This is a genomic window from Serratia sp. NA_13, assembly GCF_052691735.1.
In genome coordinates this window covers 93566-113187 of record NZ_JBQZFV010000016.1, presented here as the reverse complement: position 1 = coordinate 113187, position 19622 = coordinate 93566, and the positions used below count along the sequence as shown (strand labels likewise).

The following is a 19622-nucleotide window of genomic DNA, read 5'->3' as shown; positions in this document are numbered from 1 at the left end:
CGGCTGCTCACCACAAAGCAGGAAAAACCACGCTTTTTCCTGCTTTGTCAGCAACCTCAGCCCCCTGCAGGCAGGGGGCTGATAGTGACTTTCGCAGTTTGATTTACTGTTTTAGGCGCGAGCTGTTTCCCTGGTACTGCATTTTCATTTAGCGATACAGTTCGGCGCTGACGTGGAGGGTGCTGTTGTTTTCAGGCTCATGCAGGGCAATGATCCGATAGGCGGTAGCACCGCGCTGTTCGGCTATCTTGCTCACCTGGCTGGTGGCGTCATCCGGAGAAACCACATTCTGGTTCAGCGTGACGAAGCCAACGCTCTGACGTTGATCTGCCTGGTGTGAGGTGATTTCTGTCGCGGCCATGACGTTGGCGGAAAACAGTAAAGCAATGGCGGTAACGAGGGTAATGCGTTTCATAATTGCCTCTCTTAACTGTTTGCTTCAACGGCCTGACAGCGGGTGCCAGTGCAGCAAAAAGTTATTTATATGTATTGAATAACCTCAAATCTTTTTCGTCGCGCTGTCTGCGGCGGATAACTACAATTTTAGACCTTCTGGCAGGATTAAAAAGGCCGCCATTTTGATGACCTATTTCAAAAAAAATGAACGAAATTCATGCGGCAGTGATGATTTTATTGAGAGATTTTTTCAACTGATGGATTTGTGTACATAGGTTTTACTGACAGCAAATCGTGCTATTTACGCATCCGCTTCGCATTACCGATAATAAGCCCCCTTCGACCCTTGAGTTTTTCAGCCTGCGCAAGTATGATTACGCGTCATTTTTTCAGCCGCACACACATACACGTTCCTTGCTTCCATGGGCCGCGGTTGACCCTGACAGGAGGCTGAATAATCCGTAAGGAGCAATTCGATGCGTCATTACGAAATCGTTTTTATGGTCCATCCTGACCAAAGCGAACAGGTTCCGGGCATGATCGAGCGTTACAGTGCTACCATCACTAACGCTGCTGGTCAGATTCACCGTCTGGAAGACTGGGGCCGCCGTCAACTGGCTTACCCGATCAACAAACTGCACAAAGCCCACTACGTTCTGCTGAACGTTGAAGCTCCGCAGGAAGCGATCGATGAGCTGGAAACAAACTTCCGCTTCAACGACGCCGTTATCCGTAGCATGGTTATGCGCGTTAAGCACGCGGTAACTGAAGCATCTCCGATGGTTAAAGCGAAAGACGAACGTCGTGGCGATCGCCGCGAAGACTTCGCTAACGAAACCGCAGATGATGCTGATGCTGGGGATTCTGAAGAGTAATTTACCGTGACGGCTAATCGGCTGACGTTGTCTGGCACTGTGTGCAAGACGCCGACGCGTAAAGTGAGCCCGTCAGGTATTCCACATTGCCAGTTCGTGCTTGAGCACCGTTCAGTGCAAGTGGAAGCCGGTTTTACCCGGCAAGCTTGGTGTCGTATGCCGGTGATTATCAGCGGCAAGACCCATCAGGTCGTTACTCAAAGTATAACGGTCGGCACGCCTCTCACCGTTTCCGGTTTCATTAGCAGCCATCAAGGGCGCAATGGACTGAGCAAAATGGTGTTGCATGCCGAGCAGATTGAATTGATAGATTCTGGAGACTAGCCTAATGGCACGTTATTTCCGTCGTCGCAAGTTCTGCCGTTTCACAGCGGAAGGCGTTGTTGAGATCGATTACAAAGATATCGCAACGTTGAAAAACTACATTACCGAAAGCGGTAAAATTGTCCCGAGCCGTATTACCGGTACTCGTGCAAAATACCAGCGTCAGCTGGCTCGCTGCATCAAGCGCGCTCGCTACCTGTCCCTGCTGCCATACACTGATCGTCATCAGTAATCGGCCGCCGTCTATTAACGACTTTAAGAGGATAAGGTAATGCAAGTTATTCTGCTTGATAAAGTAGCAAACCTGGGCAGCCTGGGTGATCAAGTTAACGTTAAAGCGGGCTACGCCCGTAACTTCCTGGTACCACAGGGCAAAGCTGTTCCTGCTACCAAGAAAAACGTAGAGTTCTTCGAAGTTCGCCGTGCAGAACTGGAAGCCAAACTGGCTGAAATTCTGACTGCTGCTGAAGCTCGCGCAACCAAGATCAACGAACTGGGTTCAGTCACCATCGCGTCTAAATCAGGCGACGAAGGTAAACTGTTCGGCTCTATCGGCACCCGCGACATCGCTGACGCAGTTACTGCGGCAGGCGTTGAAGTTGCCAAGAGCGAAGTTCGTCTGCCGAATGGCGTTCTGCGTACCACTGGTGAACACGAAGTTCAGTTCCAGGTACACAGCGACGTATTCGCACAGCTGAATGTAGTTGTGGTAGCAGAAGCTTAATCGCTACTGCTCACCAAGTTAAAACGCCAGCCTCGTGCTGGCGTTTTGCTTTTCTGTGTTCGGTAAATCGCGTTACCCTGTTATCACCTTGAGTGAGGAGCAGCGGCAAATGGCAGAGATTAACTTACAGCGTGTATATGATTTTACTGGCCCGGCGCCGGTGAACTGCTATCTGATTGATCGACTGTGGCCGCGAGGCATCAGCAAGGAACGGCTGCAGGGCGTGCAGTGGCTAAAACAGGTGGCACCGGATAACGCACTGCGGCAGTGGTTTCATCAGCACCTTGAGCAGTGGGAAGAGTTTGAAAGCCGCTATCGATGGCAACTGGCGGAAAATGATGACTGGCAGCCGTTGGTGGCATTATTACGGCAAGGTCAGCCCCTGACCCTGCTTTATGGCAGTAAAGACACGCAGCACAACCAGGGCGTCGTGCTGCGCGACTTTCTTCTGGCGCAGTTAGCGGATTAACGCTCGCGGCGATAGCTTCCGTCGGCCTGACGACGGAACAACACCTGCGTATTATCAGCGGCGGTGACCGAGAGCGCAGTGATCACGCCGTTAGTATCACGTTCAATCCGCACCTCCTGGCCGGCTTTCATGTTACTGAGCGGCTTGTCATTACCTTCCACCTGCGCCATGGCGAAGACTTCGTTCACCGGCAGGCTGTTGTCGCGGAACAGTTGCGCCAGCGTCTGCCCCGGCTGGATCTGGAAGCGTTGCCAGTTGCCTGCCGGTTCAGGTTCGGCAGCGTGTTGTTGCTGGGCATCATTTTGCAGATCGGCCCGCAATGGCACGCTGTTATCCTGCTGGGTAACCGGGAAAGGTTGCCCACTGTTTTGTGGAGAATAAGGCCATAGCAACGCCAGCAGCAGGATGATGCCGAAAATCAGGGTCCAGCGGCGGTGAAAATAAGGTAATGGCTCCATCCAATTGAAACCGTCCGGCAGGTGCCAGATCTTCAGCAGCAATGCTTTGATATTTTGCCCCTTACCGTTTCCCGGTGGTTTTTCTGAATCCGGATCTTCTACCGCCTCTGGCGCGGAGCCTGGTTTCAGGCGCTGGCTGAAGTTCAGCCAGGTGCGCAGCAATGGCTGGTAGACACGGGTGGTTTTCCTTCTCCTGGGCGAGATTCTGCCCATGGTGACCTCTCTTCAACGGCGTAAAATATCAGGGTACAAAAGTCTGTACCGACGTCCCGATGCTCTTGTTTCAGTATAGTCCGCTAACTGATTGAAGTGAAAGGCAGCAGCAAACCCATGCCTGTTGCGGCAGGCTTTTCGCCTGGGGCGCGGGAGCGGGCGTTAACAGGAGGTTATTGTTTCTTTTTCTACGACAAAAGTCATCATTCTCCACACAAGATTTTACCCGGCTTTACGGCGCTGTTATGCTGCGCTTTCGACTTTTTAAAGACTAAAGGAAAACCCCATGACAACCCCTTCTTTTGACAGCGTTGAAGCTCAAGCGAGTTACGGGATTGGTTTACAGGTCGGCCAGCAGTTGCAAGAGTCCGGTCTGGAAGGTTTACAACCGGAAGCTTTGCTGGCAGGTTTGCGTGACGCGCTGGAAGGGAATGCCCCGGCGGTTCCGGTAGACGTGGTTCACCGTGCGCTGCGTGAAATTCACGAACGTGCTGATGCTGTACGCCGCGATCGTCAGCAGGCGATGGCCGTTGAAGGTCAGAAATTCCTGGAAGACAACGCCAAGCGTGACGAAGTGACGCTGACCGAATCCGGTCTGCAGTTCTCCGTGCTGGAGCAGGGCGATGGCCCAATCCCGTCCCGTCAGGATCGCGTGCGTGTGCATTACACCGGTCGTCTGATTAACGGCGACGTGTTCGACAGCTCCGTAGAGCGCGGCCAGCCGGCAGAATTCCCGGTCAGCGGCGTGATCCCAGGCTGGATCGAAGCGCTGACTCTGATGCCGGTCGGCTCCAAATGGCAGCTGTACATCCCACACGACCTGGCCTACGGCGAGCGTGGTGCAGGCGCATCCATCCCGCCATTCAGCGCGCTGGTGTTTGACGTAGAACTGTTGGAAATTCTGTAAGTCACTGCAGAGTTTTTCAAGGGCGCCTTAACGGCGCCCTTCAGACTGATGACAAACCTCATTCCTGCCCAGAGCGAGTAGAGGCCGATAAATAAAAATCAGGAAAATCAATTTATTGATTTTCGGCTGCTCACCACAAAGCAGGAAAAATCACGCTTTTTCCTGCTTTGTCAGCAACCTAAAGGGCGCCTTAACGGCGCCCTTATTGTTTATTTCTTCTGCAAATCAATCTGATAAACCGCAAAGCCGATGCTGTCTGTCCCTTCGGCTTTCATCGGGTACTGGGCATGCGCTTTGATAAACGCAGTGGCTTTGTCACTCGGTGAGGTTTCGAAGCGGATATCCAACGGCTGCGGGCTGCTGAATGTGGCCAAGCGCCAGTTATTATCCACCTGTGGCTTCACTGCGCCGCGTTGTTTGGTTTCAGCGCTGATATAAGCCGCCAGTACCGAGCGGTTCTCATCCGGTGAGGCGAAGGCAATGTGTTGATCGCCGGTACCGGCAAACTTGCCGCCGTACGCGCGGTAATTATTGGTGGCAACCAGGAAGGTGGCTTTCGGATCGATCGGTTTGCCTTTGAACGTCAGTTCTTTGATGCGTTCCGCCTTGTCGTTAATTAACTGGCATTCGCCGTCGTAACGCGCCGGTTGGCTGACGTCGACCTGATAATTAACCCCGTCAATGACATCGAAGTTATAGGTGCGGAAACCGTCCCAGTTGATCAGGCCCTGTGGTTTGCTGCTGTTGACGTCGATCTGGTTGAACTGCCCGGCGGAACATTCCAGCCATTCCTTCACATCTTTGCCGCTGGCTTTCACCACCACCAGTGTGTTGGGATAAAGGTAAAGGTCTGAAGCGTTACGGAAGGTGAGCTGACCTTTTTCCACTTCAACAAAACTGGCCGGATCGTTTTTGCGTCCACCCACCTTGAACGGCGCCGCTGCGGACAGCACCGGCAGGTCCGCCAGGTCCGGATCGCCCTGAATATAGTGCTCGACGTAGGCCTTTTGCGCGTTATTCACAATCTGCACCGTCGGGTCATCCTGCACCAGCGCCAGATAGCTGTACATGTTGCCGTCGGCTTTACCGACAGGCTTGCTGACGAAGTCTCGCGTGCCTTTGTGATCTTCCGCCAGTACCCTCAGCAGGTTGGCATCTTCCGCCGCCAGCGATTTTTTGTTCTCTTTGTCGTAAATCGGCCGAGCTTGCGCTTTGGCCGCTGTGACTTTCCAGGTGCCGCTGTCGTTATTCAATTGCAGATCGACCACACCGAGATGATCCCCCCACTGGCCCGGCATCACGGCCGGGATGCCGTTCAGCGTACCCTGTGCGATGTCAGCCCCTTTGATATTGGCAAAGCCCTTGCTCGGGAACACGGCGTGAGCATGGCCGAACATGATGGCGTCGATACCTGGTACCTGGCTGAGGTAGTACACCGAGTTTTCCGCCATGGCTTTGTACGGCTCGCTGGACAGGCCGGAGTGCGGGATAACCACAACCAGATCTGCGCCCTGTTTGCGCATTTCCGGCACGTAACGTTTAGCGGTTTCGGTGATGTCGTTGACAGTGACCTTGCCCTGCAGATTGGCTTTGTCCCACACCAGGATTTGCGGCGGCACAAAGCCGATATAACCGATGCGCAAACTATGTTCTTTGCCATCACGGTCTTTTACCGGCGTATCGACGATAATGTAAGGAGTGAACAGAGGTTTCTGCGTTTTAGCGTCGATCACGTTGGCGTTGATATACGGGAATTTGGCACCGGCAATGGCGTTTTTCAGGTAATCGAGCCCGTAGTTGAATTCATGGTTGCCGATATTGCCGACCACATAATTCAGGGTATTCATCGCCTTATACACCGGGTGTACATCGCCGGGTTTCAGGCCTTTGGCCGCCATATAATCGCCGAGCGGGCTGCCCTGAATAATGTCGCCGTTGTCCACCAGCACCGTATTGGCTGCCTGCTGGCGGGCTTGCTCAATCAGGCTGGCGGTACGGACCAGACCGAATTTATCGGTCGGTTTATCCTTGTAGTAATCGAAATCCATCATGTTGCTGTGTAGGTCGGTCGTTTCCAGCACGCGTAGATCGACCGTTGCCGCTTGTGCTGAGGCGCACATCAGCATAGCGAGGGCAGACAACGTCAGCGGACGCTTCATCATTTTTAGTTTTCTCCATTCCATTTTTCGAGTTTTATTGCAGAGGGACATGTAATTAACATTGGTTGTCTCACCAAACTGTGAAGTGTGGCAGAAAATCAGCCGAGATGGGGCAGTAAATGTCACAGTTGTGACGGCAAAGACTTGAGCAATTACCGCGAGTTAAATCGTTGTGATGGATATTCGATGCAAAAAAAACTAGGCTGCTAGCAATGAGAAAGGGGAAATGACCCATGGAACTGCATATCTGAGGTGAATGATGTTAGAGCAAATTTGCCAACTGTCCCGTGAGGCGGGCGCAGCGATCATGGCGGTATATGACGGTAAACAACCGCTTGATGTCGCACAGAAAAAAGATGATTCCCCGGTGACGGCGGCCGATCTGGCGGCGCACCATATTATCCAACGTGGTCTGGCGGCATTAACGCCGGAAATACCTTTACTGTCAGAAGAAGATCCACCGAGCTGGGCAGTGCGACAGAACTGGACGCGTTACTGGCTGGTCGATCCGCTGGATGGCACCAAGGAATTCCTCAATCGTAACGGCGAATTCACGGTAAATATCGCGTTGATTGAAGACGGGCAGGCGGTGATGGGCGTGGTTTACGCCCCGGCGATTGATGTGTTGTACCTGGCCGAACGCGGTAAAGCCTGGAAAGAAGAAAAGGGCCAACGCCAGGCGATTGGCGTCAGTAACGCCAATCCGCCCCTGGTGGTGGTGAGCCGTTCACACAGTGATGAAGAACTGAAAGATTACCTGAAGCAGTTAGGCGAGCATCAGACCGTATCCGTCGGTTCCTCGCTGAAGTTCTGCCTGGTGGCGGAAGGTAAAGCGCAGCTTTACCCACGTTTTGGGCCGACCAATATCTGGGATACCGCTGCCGGACACGCGGTCGCGGTGGCGGCCGGAGCGCAGATCCACGACTGGCAGGGCAGGCCGCTGCTCTATACGCCGCGTGAGTCTTTCCTCAACCCCGGCTTCCGGGTTTCGCTGTTCTAAATCAATTCGCCAGGAGTTGGTGCAGTTGGCTCATGACCTGCTGCACCTCTTCTGGCGTCAGTGCGCCGTCTTTGGCGAACTGGATCCTGCCTTGCTTATCCAGCACGACAATGGCTGACCCCTTCGGCTGCAAATCCCAGGCTTTGCGCACGTTGCCGTTGCTGTCGACCACAAACTGCGACCAGGGGAACTCTTTCTTGCTGTCTTCAATGCTGCTGCGGACAAACATCGCCGTGCCGAGCAGGGCATCATCGGTATTTACTATTGTCGTCGTTTGGTAACGATCGTGCGGTAGCTTGGCTTTCTTAATCGCTTCAATCAGTGGGTCGTTCATGTCTTTGGCAGAGCTGCGGCCGGCAATATGCTGGATGACTCGCACTTTTCCACTGAGCTGCGCGCTATTCCAGTTTTGATAGCTAAACTTATCATTAGCGTAGTTCAACTCACCCTTGTCGCTGACGCCAATCGGCGCTACGCGTTGCTGGAGCTGGAAGTTATGCGCCGAGGCAAAAAGGGGTGCAAACAGCAGGGATGCAATGAGCATGTGACTTTTTTTCATGCCTTCTCCTTGAAGGGGGAATGGTGCCGACAGCACCCGACAGCCTAAAGCATAGGTGGTGATCGGAGGTCTGTCCTGTTAGCCGGATCTCAGTTCTTCCTTCTGACCGCTAATACCCGGTTTTTGAAGGGATATACTGAAAAAGTTATATATAATAATATACAATTCTGTCAAAAAGTGTAAATCCAGTGAAGTTCTCCAGGCGGAAATGAACGTTATGGTCTTTACTAGGTCTACTACATGGCAATCAAGTTGCGTTCTTACTTTAGAGGCTGCCACCTTGGCGGCTCGCTGAGCGCATGGACCAAACGGAGGAAAGTAATAGAATGAGAATCTTCCAGCGTTATAACCCGTTGAAAGTGGCGAAGTACGTTAAGACCCTGTTTCGTGGCCGGCTATATATCAAAGATGTGGGCGCGTTCGAATTCGATGAAGGGAAAATTCTGCTGCCGAAAATTCGCGACCGGCGTCACTTCAGCGTGATGTCAGAGGTTAACCGTCAGGTGTTGTTACTGCAGACCGAGATGGGTTGATAGATTACCCGTCGCCTTTCAAGCCGCAGCGTTGTTACCTGCTTACAAGGCCCATCCATGGTCCTTGCCCTTTCAGGGCCGCTGATCGCGCGTTCAAATCTGTTCCCGACAGATTTGTCACCCCAGTGACTTACTAAAGTAAGCGCCTGGGGATGAGTGAGCTGGCCGCCTAGCCGCAACTCGAAATTCATAGGGTAATAGTTAGAGCACCTGCAAAAGCTAAAATAATTGCGGCCCCGTTTGGGGCCGCTGATGTTTTACCGGTTGAGATCAGGCCGCGGAGGTTTCTTCCGGCGCCTTCGGCAGTACCGATGCCGGTTTGTCGCTCAACCGGGTTACCAACAGCTGGTCAATCTTGTAGCTGTCGATATCCACCACTTCAAACTTGTAACCGGCGTATTTGACGAAGTCGGTCCGTTTCGGGATCTTGCGCAGCATATACATCATAAAGCCGCCGATGGTTTCGTAGTTGCCCGCCTGCGGGAACTCATCAATGTGCAGCACGCGCATTACATCTTCAATCGGCGTACCGCCTTCAATCAGCCATGAGCTTTCATCACGCGCTACGATCTGCTCTTCCTGGCCCTGGCCTACCAGATCGCCCATCAGCGTGGTCATCACGTCATTGAGTGTGATGATCCCCACGACCAAGGCATACTCATTAAGAATAACCGCAAAGTCTTCACCGGCGGTTTTAAAGCTTTCCAGCGCTTCAGAGAGCGTCAGGGTATCCGGCACGATCAGCGCCGAGCGGATCTGCACGCCGCTGCTCAGCACTAGGCTCTGATTGCCCAGCACGCGGTTCAACAGGTCTTTGGAGTCCACGTAGCCGACGACTTGATCGATATTGCCATCACACACCAGGAACTTGGAGTGCGGATGGGTTGAGACCTTCTCGATAATGCTTTCTTCGGTCTCACGCAGGTCAAAGTAAACCACGCTTTCGCGCGAGGTCATCGATGAAGGGACGGTGCGAGACTCCAGTTCAAATACGTTTTCGATCAGCTCATGTTCCTGTTTGCGCAGCACGCCCGCCAGGGCACCGGCTTCAACCACCGCATAGATATCGTCGGAGGTGATGTCGTCTTTGCGCACCATCGGCAGTTTGAACAGGCGGAAGATCAGGTTTGCCATGCCGTTGAAGAACCACACCAGCGGCCGGAAAATCATGATCGAGAAACGCATCGGGTTGATGATCCGGACGGCAAACGTCTCTGGTGCAATCATACCGATGCGCTTCGGGGTCAAATCTGCAAACAGGATAAACAGACTGGTTACCAGCACGAATGAACAGACGAAGCTGGCCTGCTCTGCCAGTTCAGATGACAGAAAGCGATCGAACAACGGTTGGAAAGTAGGAGAAAAGGCTGCATCGCCGACGATACCGCCGAGAATGGCTACGGCGTTCAGGCCAATCTGTACCACGGTAAAATACAGCCCCGGGGTTTCCTGCAGTTTGAGGACTTTGGCGGCATTGACGTTACCTTCGTCAGCCATCATTTTCAGTTTAATCTTGCGTGACGCGGCCAGAGATATTTCCGACAGTGAGAAGAACGCACTCACTGCGATCAGAAAAAGAATCAGTAAAATACTGTTTAACATAATCTATCCATACGTGCCGACGGGATGACGGCGCTCTTGAGGAAGGGTAGTACATTGTAAAAAAAGTAGCGATAACAACCAGAAAGGAGGTTATCAGGCCGCAGATGCGGCCCGCACAGTATAGCAGCAGCTCTACCGGGGCCGCCAGTGGTTAAAAATTACCGCCAACCTGCGACTTAGCCCTGTGGGGGTAAACAAACACCTATGCCCCCCAGGCCACAGTATCCTTCGGGGTTTTTGTACAGGTACTGTTGGTGGTCGTCCTCGGCATAGTAGAACGGCAGTGCCGGTGCGATTTCGGTGGTGATGGTGCGTTTATCGCCAGCCTGGTCCATCGCCTGTTGGAAACGCTGCAGGCTGCTTTCCGCTTCGGTCTGCTGCTCTGGCGTCAGCGTATAAATCGCCGAGCGGTACTGAGTACCGACGTCGCCGCCCTGGCGCATGCCTTGCGCCGGGTCGTGGTTCTCCCAAAACACCTGCAGCAACTGTTTATAGTTGATGATTTTCGGGTCGAATACTATTCGCACCACTTCAGTGTGGCCCGTTTGGCCGCTGCACACTTCGCGATAAGTCGGGTTTGGCGTATAGCCACCGCTGTAGCCTGCTGCGGTGCTGTAAACCCCTTGCTGCTGCCAGAACAAGCGTTCCACTCCCCAGAAACACCCCATGGCGAAGATCGCTACCTCCATGCCGTCCGGCACCTGGGTCATTGAGTGATTGGTGACCACGTTAAGCGTGGCAACCGGCATGGGCGTGGTGCGGCCAGGCAATGCGTTTGCCCGGTCGACGGTTTGTGTTTTATCAAAGAATGGCACCACGGTTGACTCCTGTTGTCACAGTAAGAATTGGCCTAAGAGGCGGCAGTTAAGTTGTATCTAACCGCAACTTTGCCCACAATAAGCTACATATTGAGATTATGTCTCAGATTAACGCAGTATTTAGAGCGCCAAAAGATAAGAATGCGCCAGTTTACTGCGGCAGTAAAACCGTAACATGCAGCGTCTGGAATAATGCTGAAAAGGGCCGCCGTCCTGATAGCGCGGAGTAGGCCCTGGCCCCAGAGTGAGTGTTATTTCAGGAAAGTAAAATAAATTAAGGAGAACACGTGCCACGATACCGTGCCCTGTGCTTTGTGTGTGCGCTGCTCGCCACGCCTGCGGCTTATTCGGCGAATGTGCGCCTGCAGGTTGAAGGACTTAGTGGGGAACTGGAAAAGAACGTCCGGGTGCGTTTGTCCTCCATCACGCCGGAAGAGGTCAGTACGAATGGCCGTTTTCGTGCCCGTGTAGATGAAGCGGTCCGCCAGGGGCTGCGAGCACTCGGCTATTATCAGCCAACCATCGAATTTACGCTCGATGACCGGCCAGGGCTGACTCGCCCGGTGCTGCACGCCAAGGTTAACCCTGGCGAACCGGTGCGAATTGCCAGTGCCAATATCGTGCTGGAAGGCGGCGCAAAAACCGATGAGGACTATCTGTCGTTAGTCAAAAAAGGCAAGCCGACGATAGGCGAGATCCTCAATCACGGCAAATACGACAGTTTTAAAGGTTCGCTGACCGGTCTGGCACTACGTAAGGGCTATTTCGATGCCGATATGACCAAAAGCCAGCTCGGCGTGGCCGAAGATCTGCACAAGGCCTATTGGGACATTGATTTCAACAGTGGCCAGCGTTATCGCTTTGGCCAGGTGAAATTCACCGGCTCGCAAATTCGTGAAGACTATCTGCAAAATCTGGTGCCCTTTCATCAGGGGGATTATTACAGTTCGGAAGATCTGGCCGAACTGAACCGCCGTTTATCCGCCACTAACTGGTTTAACTCGGTGGTGGTGTCCCCTGATTTCCAAGATGCCAAAGAGAACAAGATTTTGCCGTTAGATGCGTTGGTCACGCCGCGCACGCGTAACACCATCGAAACCGGTGTTGGTTATTCCACCGATGTCGGTCCCCGGATCAAAGGCACCTGGAAAAAGCCGTGGCTTAACGACCGTGGTCACAGTCTGGAAACCAGTGCCAGCATTTCGGCTCCGGAACAGCAGCTCGATTTGACCTATAAAATCCCGTTATTGAAAAATCCACTGGAGCAGTACTACCTGCTGCAGGGTGGTTTCAAGAACGTTGATCTCAACGATACCAAGTCCGTCACCTCAAAAGCGGTGGTTTCCCGCAACTGGGATCTCTCCAGCGGCTGGCAGCGGGCACTCAACCTGACTTGGCGTCTTGACCACTTTACTCAGGGTAACGTTACCAACACCACCATGCTGCTGTATCCCGGCGTTAGTGTTAACCGCACCCGTTCACGCGGTGGCCTGATGCCCACCTGGGGTGACAGCCAGCGCTATTCTATTGATGTGTCCGACAGCACCTGGGGATCTGACGTGGACTTTGCGCTGATGCAGGCGCAGAACGTTTGGATCCGCACCCTGGCCGACAAACACCGTTTTGTCGCGCGTGGGCAGGTGGGCTGGATTGAAACCAACGACTTTGAAAGAGTGCCGCCGGACCTGCGATTTTTCGCCGGTGGCGATCGCAGCATTCGTGGCTACAAGTACAAGGGCATTTCACCCCGCGACGACGACGGTAAGCTGACTGGCGCTTCCAAAATGCTGACCGGCTCGCTGGAGTATCAATATAACGTGACCGGTAAATGGTGGGGCGCGGTGTTTGTCGATTCAGGCGAAGCGGTGAACGATATCAAGCAGAGCGACTTTAAGACCGGTGCCGGCTTCGGCGTGCGCTGGCAGTCACCGGTTGGCCCGGTGAAGCTCGATATCGCCGCCCCGGTTGGGGATAAAGACACCCACGGGGTGCAGTTCTATATTGGTTTGGGGCCTGAACTATGAGCCTGATAAAAAAGATTTGCCTGGGTTTCCTGATTGTCCTGCTGTTGCTGATCGGCGGCGTGGCATACCTGCTCGGGACCACCAGTGGTCTGCATTTGGTTATCAACAGTGCGGCACGCTGGGTGCCGGGGCTGGATATTGCCAGCGTCACTGGCGGCTGGCGTGACCTGACGCTGAAAGGCGTGAAATACCAGATGCCGGGCGTGACGGTAAATGCCGGGCAGTTCCATCTGTCGCTCGATCTGGCCTGTTTTAAAAACAGCTCGCTGTGCGTTAACGCCCTGACCGCGCAGGACGTGGATGTAGTGGTGAAAACCAAAGAAATGACGCCGTCCGCACCGGTGGCAGAAACCAGCGAGCCCACGACCAACCTGAGCACGCCGTACCCTATCACTTTGCGCCTGCTGGCGTTGAACAACGTTAAGGTCAGCGTCGACGATACGGCCATTTCTCTTGGCGAGTTCCGTACTGGCGCACAGTGGCAAGAACGTGCTCTGACCCTGCTGCCAACTAAAATCAGCGGCTTGCTGATAGCCCTGCCGAAAACGCCGCAGAACCCACTGCCGGAGGCGGTGCAACCGGTGGTTGAGGTGGCGAAAAAGGTTGAGGAAAAAGCCAATCAGCCCGAGAAGCCGGCCCCTCAGCCGGAAGAGAAGCCGCTGGGCGAAACCCTGAAAGAACTGTTTGCCAAGCCGCTGCTGCCGGATCTGCCGGATATTCGCCTGCCGCTGGATATCACCGTCAAGGAGATCAGCGGTGAACAGCTGCGACTGACCGGTGATACCGACATGTTGATTACCAGCCTGCTGCTGCAGGCCAGTACTCTGGATCAGCATATACAACTGGACAACTTTGATGTGAAATCTCCGCAGGGCACACTGTCGGCTCAGGGGCAAGCTACGCTGACCGGCAGTTGGCCGGTGGAAATGGTGGCCAACAGCACGTTGAACATCGATCCATTGAAAGGCGAAAAGGTAAAGCTGAACATTGGCGGCGGGCTGCGTGAAGAACTCAAGGTAGCGCTCAACCTGTCCGGCCCGGTCGGCGCGCAGCTTGATCTGCAAACCCGGTTAGCCGAAGCCGGTTTACCGCTGGTATTGACGCTGCAAAGCAAACAGCTGAAATGGCCGCTGAGCGGTGAGTCGCAATACCAGATTAACGATTTCCGCCTGCGCTTCAATGGCAAGGCAACCGACTATGCGTTATCGACCCGCGCCAATATCAAAGGCAAGGACTTGCCCCCGGCGGTGCTGACGCTGGACGGCAAAGGAAATGTTGAACAGTTCAAACTGGATCGCCTGCGGTTGGCGGCCTTGCAGGGTAATACCGACCTGACTGCGCTGGTGGACTGGAGCAAGGCCATCAGTTGGAATTCACAGCTGACGCTGAGCGGCATCAATACCGCCAAACAGTGGCCTGAGTGGCCAGCTACGCTTACCGGCAAGATCACCACTCGCGGCAGTTTGCACGGTGGCAGTTGGCAATTACAGGTACCGGTGCTGCAGCTCGACGGTAACGTGAAGCAAAACAAGGTCACCGCGCGCGGTACGCTTAGTGGCAACGCTGCCGGCCAATGGAAAATTCCGGGTATCGATCTGACCCTGGGACGCAACCAGCTGAACGTCAAAGGGCAACTGGACGAGAAGAGCTGGAATCTGGATGCGAACATTGATGCGCCACGTCTGGACGGCGCTTTACCTGGACTGGGCGGTACGGCGAAAGGCCTGCTTAAACTACGTGGCAACATGCAGGCGCCTCAGTTGCTGGCTGATCTGACCGCTTCTGGCCTGCAGTGGCAGGCATTGCGCATCAACCGGGTGAAAATTGACGGCGACGTGCGTTCCAGTGACCAGATCCAGGGGCAACTGGCAGTACGTGTCGAACAGCTGAAGCAAGATGCGTTGGACATCAACTTGCTTCAGCTTACTGCCAAAGGCAGTGAGAAACAGCACCAACTGCAGCTGAAAATTGACGGCAAACCGGTCTCTGGCCAGTTGGCGCTGCAGGGTAGTTTCGATCGCGAGCAGCAACGCTGGCGCGGCAACCTGAGTAATACTCGCTTCGATACTCCGGTGGGCGAATGGCGGTTAACCCGCGCTATCGCACTTGATTATCTGAATACCGCACAGAAAATCAGTATCGGGCCGCACTGCTGGCAGAACCCGAATGCCGAGCTCTGCGTACCGAAAACCATCGAAGCCGGGCAGAGCGGACAGGCCAGCGTGGTGTTGAACCGCTTTGATCTGGCGATGATCAAGCCTTTCCTCGGGCCGGAAACGGCGCTGAGCGGCGTGTTCACCGGGCGGGCGGACGTTAGCTGGAAACCTGGCGGTGCGCTGCCGGAGGCGAAAGTCTCACTGGTGGGCAATGGGGTGAAGGTGGTACAGCGGGTACAGGGCAATGCGCTACCGATCGCCTTCGACAAGCTAAACCTTAACGCCGGGCTAACCAATGGCCGTGCGCAGGCCGACTGGTTGATCAAGCTGACCAATAATGGTCAGTTTGACGGTAACGTACAGGTTGCCGATCCGCAGGTGCGCCGCAATATCAGCGGTAACGTCAACATTACCAATATTTCACTGGCGATGATTAACCCGGCGCTGATGCAGGGAGAAAAAGCGGCGGGTATGTTGAACGCCAACCTGCGTCTGGGCGGTAGTGCTCAGAAACCTTTGGTTTATGGTCGCATGGCGTTGGACAAGGTCGATATTGACGGTCACTGGATGCCGTTCGACATGACCAACGGTCGTCTGGTGATGAACTTCGACGGTATGACCTCAACGCTGGAAGGACTGGTCAGCACCACCCACGGTCAGCTTAATCTGTTCGGTGATGCGGATTGGCGTGATATCAATGCCTGGCGTGCACGCATTACCGCCAAGGGCGATAAATTGCGGGTGACGGTGCCGCCGATGATCCGCATCGACGTTTCACCGGATCTGGTGTTTGAAGCCACGCCGCAGCTGTTCTCACTCAATGGTTCAGTAGACATTCCGTGGGCGCGTATTACGGTACAAGAGCTGCCGGAAAGCGCGGTCGGTGTCTCTTCCGACGAAGTGATGCTGGATGATCAACTTAAACCGATAACGCCGAAAACCGCAGGGATCCCGATCAACAGCAACCTGATGATCCACGTTGGCAACGATGTGCGGCTGGATGCCTTTGGCCTGAAAGCGCGGTTGAAGGGCGATCTGAAAGTGGTGCAGGATAAGAACGGCTTGGGCCTGAACGGTCAGATTGACATCCCTTCCGGTCGCTTCCATGCTTATGGTCAGGATTTGATTGTCCGCAAGGGCCAGTTGATGTTCTCGGGTCCGCCGGACCAGCCGTTGCTGAATCTCGAGGCGATCCGTAATCCGGACTCGACCGAAGATGATGTTACCGCTGGGGTACGCGTCACCGGGTTGGCGGATGCACCGAAGCTGGAAGTGTTCTCGGATCCGGCCAAATCTCAGCAGGAAGCGCTGTCTTATCTGCTGCGTGGCCAGGGATTGGGCAGTTCCGGTGCCGATGGCAACGCAATGACCTCAATGTTAATTGGGATGGGGGTTGCACAAAGTGGTCAACTTGTGGGTAAAATCGGCGAGGCATTTGGCGTAAGCAACTTGGCCCTGGATACTCAGGGGGTTGGCGACAGTTCCCAGGTTGTCGTCAGCGGTTATGTTCTCCCTGGCTTACAAGTAAAATATGGGGTGGGCATTTTCGACTCATTGGCCACACTGACGTTGCGTTACCGCCTGATGCCTAAATTGTATCTTGAAGCGGTGTCTGGTCTCGACCAGGCATTAGATTTGCTCTATCAGTTTGAGTTTTAGCGATGCGAATAATTGTCTACGGCAGTTTACGACGCAAACAGGGAAACAGCCATTGGATGACTAACGCCCAATGGTTAGGCGAGCATGAGCTCGAAGGCTATCAGATTTATAATCTGGGTCATTACCCGGCGGCGATCCCTGGAGAGGGCACGGTACATTGTGAGGTGTATCGCATCAACTCATCGATTTTGGCTGAGCTGGACGAACTGAAAAGCAACACCAAGGACTATAAGCGCGAGCTGATTCAGACGCCTTATGGAAGTGCGTGGATCTACCTGTATAAACACAGTGTGGACGGTTATCCGCGGATCAACAGCGGTGACTGGCTGAGGCGTCTCGACGAAAAGTAAAAAAAACACCGCTCACTGAGCGGTGTTTTTTTATCGGACGGCGGCTAAGAATTACTTCTTGGCTGCACGTTCGAAAGAGGCAACGATTTCAGCTTTGGCAGCGGCAGCGTCTGCCCAGCCTTCCACTTTCACCCATTTGCCTTTCTCCAGATCTTTGTAGTGCTCGAAGAAATGAGAGATCTGGGCTTTCAGCAGTTCTGGCAGGTCGTTCACATCTTTGATGTGATCGTACTCTTTGCTCAGTTTGCTGTGCGGAACGGCAACCAGTTTCGCATCTTCACCGGCTTCGTCGGTCATCTTCAGGACGCCCACCGGACGGCAGCGGATCACTGAGCCAGGCTGCAGCGGGTATGGCGTTGGTACCAGCACGTCAACCGGATCACCGTCCAGAGACAGGGTGTGGTTGATGTAACCGTAGTTGCACGGATAGAACATCGCGGTGGACATGAAACGGTCAACAAACAGCGCGCCAGTGTCCTTGTCGATTTCATATTTGATTGGATCGGCATTGGCCGGGATTTCGATAACTACGTAGATGTCTTCTGGCAGGTCTTTGCCAGCAGGGACGTTAAGCAAGCTCATGTCGGTTTCCTTTAATCAAACCAGAAATGGAGTGGCGGCTATTATAGCGGACTCTTTTGTGATTTCCTGCCCTTTTCATCACCCAAGTCCCGGCAGACAGTCATCCACTGAATTTCCAGATTAATCCTCCAACGACGTTAAGTTTTCCCCGCGGTTGCCGATAACGTCATCAAATAATAATGAGTCGGCGAAGTCTGGCTCTGCGTTTTACCTCCTCTACGTTAGAACTCACTATTTCTGAAGCCGAGAAGAACTCATGTTAAAAAAGATTACGGTCAAGGCCGGGCTGATTGCCTTGCTGAGCCTGATGACGCTGCTGTTGATTATGGTCAGCACCATCGGCATCAATGCCATTAACGAAGGGTCGCGATCGTTACACACCCTGAACCAGATTTTAGGGCAAGAACTTGGGTCGCTGGCCAGTAGCTCCAACCTGACGCTACGCGCCAGAACGGCGGCCTCACTGGCGGTGCGCCAGCGTGAAATCGGCCAGCTCGAGGTGTCCGACGCCACTGTGGGGCGCATTTATGATTACCTCGCACAGTCGAAGCAGGAAATGGCGCGCTTTGTCAGCGTCGGCACTGTGACCGAACGTGGCCGCGAACTGTCCACTCGCCTGCAAAACAGTTACCGCGCCTATCTGGAACAGGGCGTCAGGCCGATGGCCGATGCCATCAAGGCCGGCAAAGTTGATGACTATTACGACATCCAGGAAACCAAAATCTCTGCATTGAGCATCGCCTTCGAAAAAGACCTCAGCGACTTCCACAGCTTTGCCATGAATATCGGCCAGCAGCGGGTGAACGAAGCGGAAAGCAACGCCAGTACCAAGATTACCCTGATCCTGATCGCCGGCCTGCTCAGCGTGTTGCTGGCGGTATTGGCCTGGTTCGCGCTGCGAGTGATCATTCTGCGTCCACTGGATGAATCTATCGCCCAGTTGGAATATATCGCCGGGGGCGACCTGACGCACGACATCACCGGCGAAGGGGAAACCGAAATGGGTCGTCTGATCCGTGCGATGCAGCGGATGCAGCAGGCGTTGGTCAGTTCGGTCAGCAAGGTTCGTGATGCCAGCAGCCAGATTGACACTGGTTCACGCGAGTTGGCCGCCGGCAACCTGCATCTGGCGCAGCGCACCGAAGAGTCGGCCGCTTCGCTGGAGGAAACCGCCGCCAGCATGGAACAGCTGACCTCGACGGTGAAAATGAACGCCGAGAATTGCGAGCAAGCTAATCAGCTGGCGCTCAGCGTCTCTGATATTGCCAATCAGGGTAGCGAGGTGGTTAGCCAGGTGATGGACAAGATGCAGGCCATTACCGATAGCTCACGCCGCATCGCCGATATTATCAGCGTGATGGACGGTATTTCGTTCCAGACCAATATTCTGGCGCTGAATGCGGCAGTAGAAGCGGCACGCGCGGGTGAACAAGGACGCGGCTTTGCTGTGGTAGCGGGTGAGGTTCGCAGCCTGGCTCAGCGTAGCGCTCAGTCAGCCAAGGAGATCAAAGGGTTGATCGAAGCGTCGCAGAACCGGGTGCAGGAAGGTGAGCAGATGGCCGAGTCCGCGGCGAAAACCATGAGTGGTATTACCGGTGAGGTAGGGCGTGTGACGGCGTTGATGCGGGAAATTTCTGCGGCTACACGTGAGCAAAGCAGCGGCATTGAGCAGGTCAATCTGGCGGTGGCACAGATGGATCAGGTGGCGCAGCAAAATGCGGCCTTGGTCGAGGAGTCGGCGGCGGCAACGCGTTCGCTGGAGGATCAGGCCCAGTTGCTGGCCCAGAGTATGGCGGCGTTCAAACTATAATGCA

At 54.2% G+C, this 19622-nt stretch carries 19 protein-coding genes; 12 read left to right on the top strand and 7 right to left on the bottom strand.

Annotated features, from left to right (window positions below):
- Positions 1–148: 148 nt before the first annotated feature.
- Complete coding sequence (locus tag ACUTSU_RS19230) at positions 149–415, bottom strand: DUF1471 domain-containing protein (protein WP_445654600.1); 267 nt, start codon at positions 413–415, stop codon at positions 149–151.
- A 457-nt stretch (positions 416–872) separates the two neighbouring features.
- Here ACUTSU_RS19230 and rpsF point away from each other — a divergent pair, with 457 nt between their 5' ends.
- The 5 genes from rpsF (at position 873) to ACUTSU_RS19205 (ending at position 2788) form a co-directional block, all read left to right on the top strand.
- Complete coding sequence (gene rpsF / locus ACUTSU_RS19225) at positions 873–1271, top strand: 30S ribosomal protein S6 (protein WP_006317459.1); 399 nt, start codon at positions 873–875, stop codon at positions 1269–1271.
- A 6-nt stretch (positions 1272–1277) separates the two neighbouring features.
- Positions 1278–1595: a primosomal replication protein N gene (gene priB / locus ACUTSU_RS19220; RefSeq protein WP_445654599.1), complete on the top strand. Its 318-nt coding sequence runs from the start codon at positions 1278–1280 to the stop codon at positions 1593–1595.
- Positions 1596–1599: 4 nt separating this feature from the next.
- Positions 1600–1827 carry a 30S ribosomal protein S18 gene (rpsR, locus tag ACUTSU_RS19215; RefSeq protein ID WP_002210155.1) on the top strand — a complete coding sequence of 76 codons (228 nt, stop codon included), beginning with the start codon at positions 1600–1602 and terminating at the stop codon, positions 1825–1827.
- A gap of 39 nt (positions 1828–1866) precedes the next feature.
- On the top strand, positions 1867–2319 hold the full coding sequence (gene rplI, locus ACUTSU_RS19210) for a 50S ribosomal protein L9 (protein ID WP_012004910.1): 453 nt from the start codon (positions 1867–1869) through the stop codon (positions 2317–2319).
- Positions 2320–2428: 109 nt separating this feature from the next.
- Positions 2429–2788 carry a DUF488 domain-containing protein gene (locus ACUTSU_RS19205; RefSeq protein WP_445654598.1) on the top strand — a complete coding sequence of 120 codons (360 nt, stop codon included), beginning with the start codon at positions 2429–2431 and terminating at the stop codon, positions 2786–2788.
- On the opposite strand, the gene ACUTSU_RS19200 is transcribed toward ACUTSU_RS19205, so the two are convergent.
- A complete protein-coding gene (locus tag ACUTSU_RS19200) occupies positions 2785–3459 on the bottom strand; it encodes an OapA family protein (RefSeq protein ID WP_445654597.1) in 675 nt (224 codons plus the stop codon). The genes ACUTSU_RS19205 and ACUTSU_RS19200 overlap by 4 nt on opposite strands.
- Before the next feature lie 286 nt (positions 3460–3745).
- On the opposite strand from ACUTSU_RS19200, the gene fklB reads away from it, so the two are divergent.
- Positions 3746–4366, top strand: a complete 621-nt coding sequence (gene fklB / locus ACUTSU_RS19195; protein WP_012004913.1) for an FKBP-type peptidyl-prolyl cis-trans isomerase — start codon at positions 3746–3748, stop codon at positions 4364–4366.
- A 209-nt stretch (positions 4367–4575) separates the two neighbouring features.
- Here the strand turns inward: fklB and ACUTSU_RS19190 are convergent, their stop codons facing one another.
- Positions 4576–6528, bottom strand: coding sequence for a bifunctional 2',3'-cyclic-nucleotide 2'-phosphodiesterase/3'-nucleotidase (locus ACUTSU_RS19190; RefSeq protein ID WP_445654596.1), 1953 nt, complete (start codon positions 6526–6528; stop codon positions 4576–4578).
- A gap of 256 nt (positions 6529–6784) precedes the next feature.
- On the opposite strand from ACUTSU_RS19190, the gene cysQ reads away from it, so the two are divergent.
- A complete protein-coding gene (gene cysQ / locus ACUTSU_RS19185; protein ID WP_445652964.1) occupies positions 6785–7525 on the top strand; it encodes a 3'(2'),5'-bisphosphate nucleotidase CysQ in 741 nt (246 codons plus the stop codon).
- Position 7526: 1 nt separating this feature from the next.
- On the opposite strand, the gene ACUTSU_RS19180 is transcribed toward cysQ, so the two are convergent.
- Positions 7527–8084: a YtfJ family protein gene (locus tag ACUTSU_RS19180; RefSeq protein ID WP_261421457.1), complete on the bottom strand. Its 558-nt coding sequence runs from the start codon at positions 8082–8084 to the stop codon at positions 7527–7529.
- Positions 8085–8410: 326 nt separating this feature from the next.
- Between ACUTSU_RS19180 and ACUTSU_RS19175 the strand changes: the two genes are divergently transcribed.
- Positions 8411–8617 carry a DUF1107 domain-containing protein gene (locus tag ACUTSU_RS19175; protein WP_012004917.1) on the top strand — a complete coding sequence of 69 codons (207 nt, stop codon included), beginning with the start codon at positions 8411–8413 and terminating at the stop codon, positions 8615–8617.
- Between the two features lie 270 nt (positions 8618–8887).
- On the opposite strand, the gene ACUTSU_RS19170 is transcribed toward ACUTSU_RS19175, so the two are convergent.
- Together ACUTSU_RS19170 and msrA are read right to left on the bottom strand one after the other, a co-directional pair.
- On the bottom strand, positions 8888–10219 hold the full coding sequence (locus tag ACUTSU_RS19170; protein WP_445651158.1) for a hemolysin family protein: 1332 nt from the start codon (positions 10217–10219) through the stop codon (positions 8888–8890).
- 176 nt (positions 10220–10395) lie between these two features.
- Positions 10396–11037: a peptide-methionine (S)-S-oxide reductase MsrA gene (gene msrA / locus ACUTSU_RS19165; protein WP_445654595.1), complete on the bottom strand. Its 642-nt coding sequence runs from the start codon at positions 11035–11037 to the stop codon at positions 10396–10398.
- Positions 11038–11324: 287 nt separating this feature from the next.
- Between msrA and tamA the strand changes: the two genes are divergently transcribed.
- Genes tamA through ACUTSU_RS19150 form a run of 3 tightly spaced genes read left to right on the top strand, consistent with a single transcriptional unit; the run spans position 11325 to position 17226 of the window.
- A complete protein-coding gene (tamA, locus tag ACUTSU_RS19160) occupies positions 11325–13061 on the top strand; it encodes an autotransporter assembly complex protein TamA (protein ID WP_445651160.1) in 1737 nt (578 codons plus the stop codon).
- Positions 13058–16876 carry an autotransporter assembly complex protein TamB gene (gene tamB / locus ACUTSU_RS19155; RefSeq protein WP_445654594.1) on the top strand — a complete coding sequence of 1273 codons (3819 nt, stop codon included), beginning with the start codon at positions 13058–13060 and terminating at the stop codon, positions 16874–16876. Before tamA ends, tamB begins: the two co-directional genes overlap by 4 nt.
- A 2-nt stretch (positions 16877–16878) precedes the next feature.
- Positions 16879–17226: a gamma-glutamylcyclotransferase family protein gene (locus ACUTSU_RS19150; RefSeq protein ID WP_061807503.1), complete on the top strand. Its 348-nt coding sequence runs from the start codon at positions 16879–16881 to the stop codon at positions 17224–17226.
- Between the two features lie 51 nt (positions 17227–17277).
- Here the strand turns inward: ACUTSU_RS19150 and ppa are convergent, their stop codons facing one another.
- Positions 17278–17808: an inorganic diphosphatase gene (gene ppa, locus ACUTSU_RS19145; RefSeq protein ID WP_153858279.1), complete on the bottom strand. Its 531-nt coding sequence runs from the start codon at positions 17806–17808 to the stop codon at positions 17278–17280.
- A gap of 256 nt (positions 17809–18064) precedes the next feature.
- On the opposite strand from ppa, the gene ACUTSU_RS19140 reads away from it, so the two are divergent.
- Positions 18065–19618, top strand: coding sequence for a methyl-accepting chemotaxis protein (locus tag ACUTSU_RS19140; protein WP_445651162.1), 1554 nt, complete (start codon positions 18065–18067; stop codon positions 19616–19618).
- Positions 19619–19622: the final 4 nt, after the last annotated feature.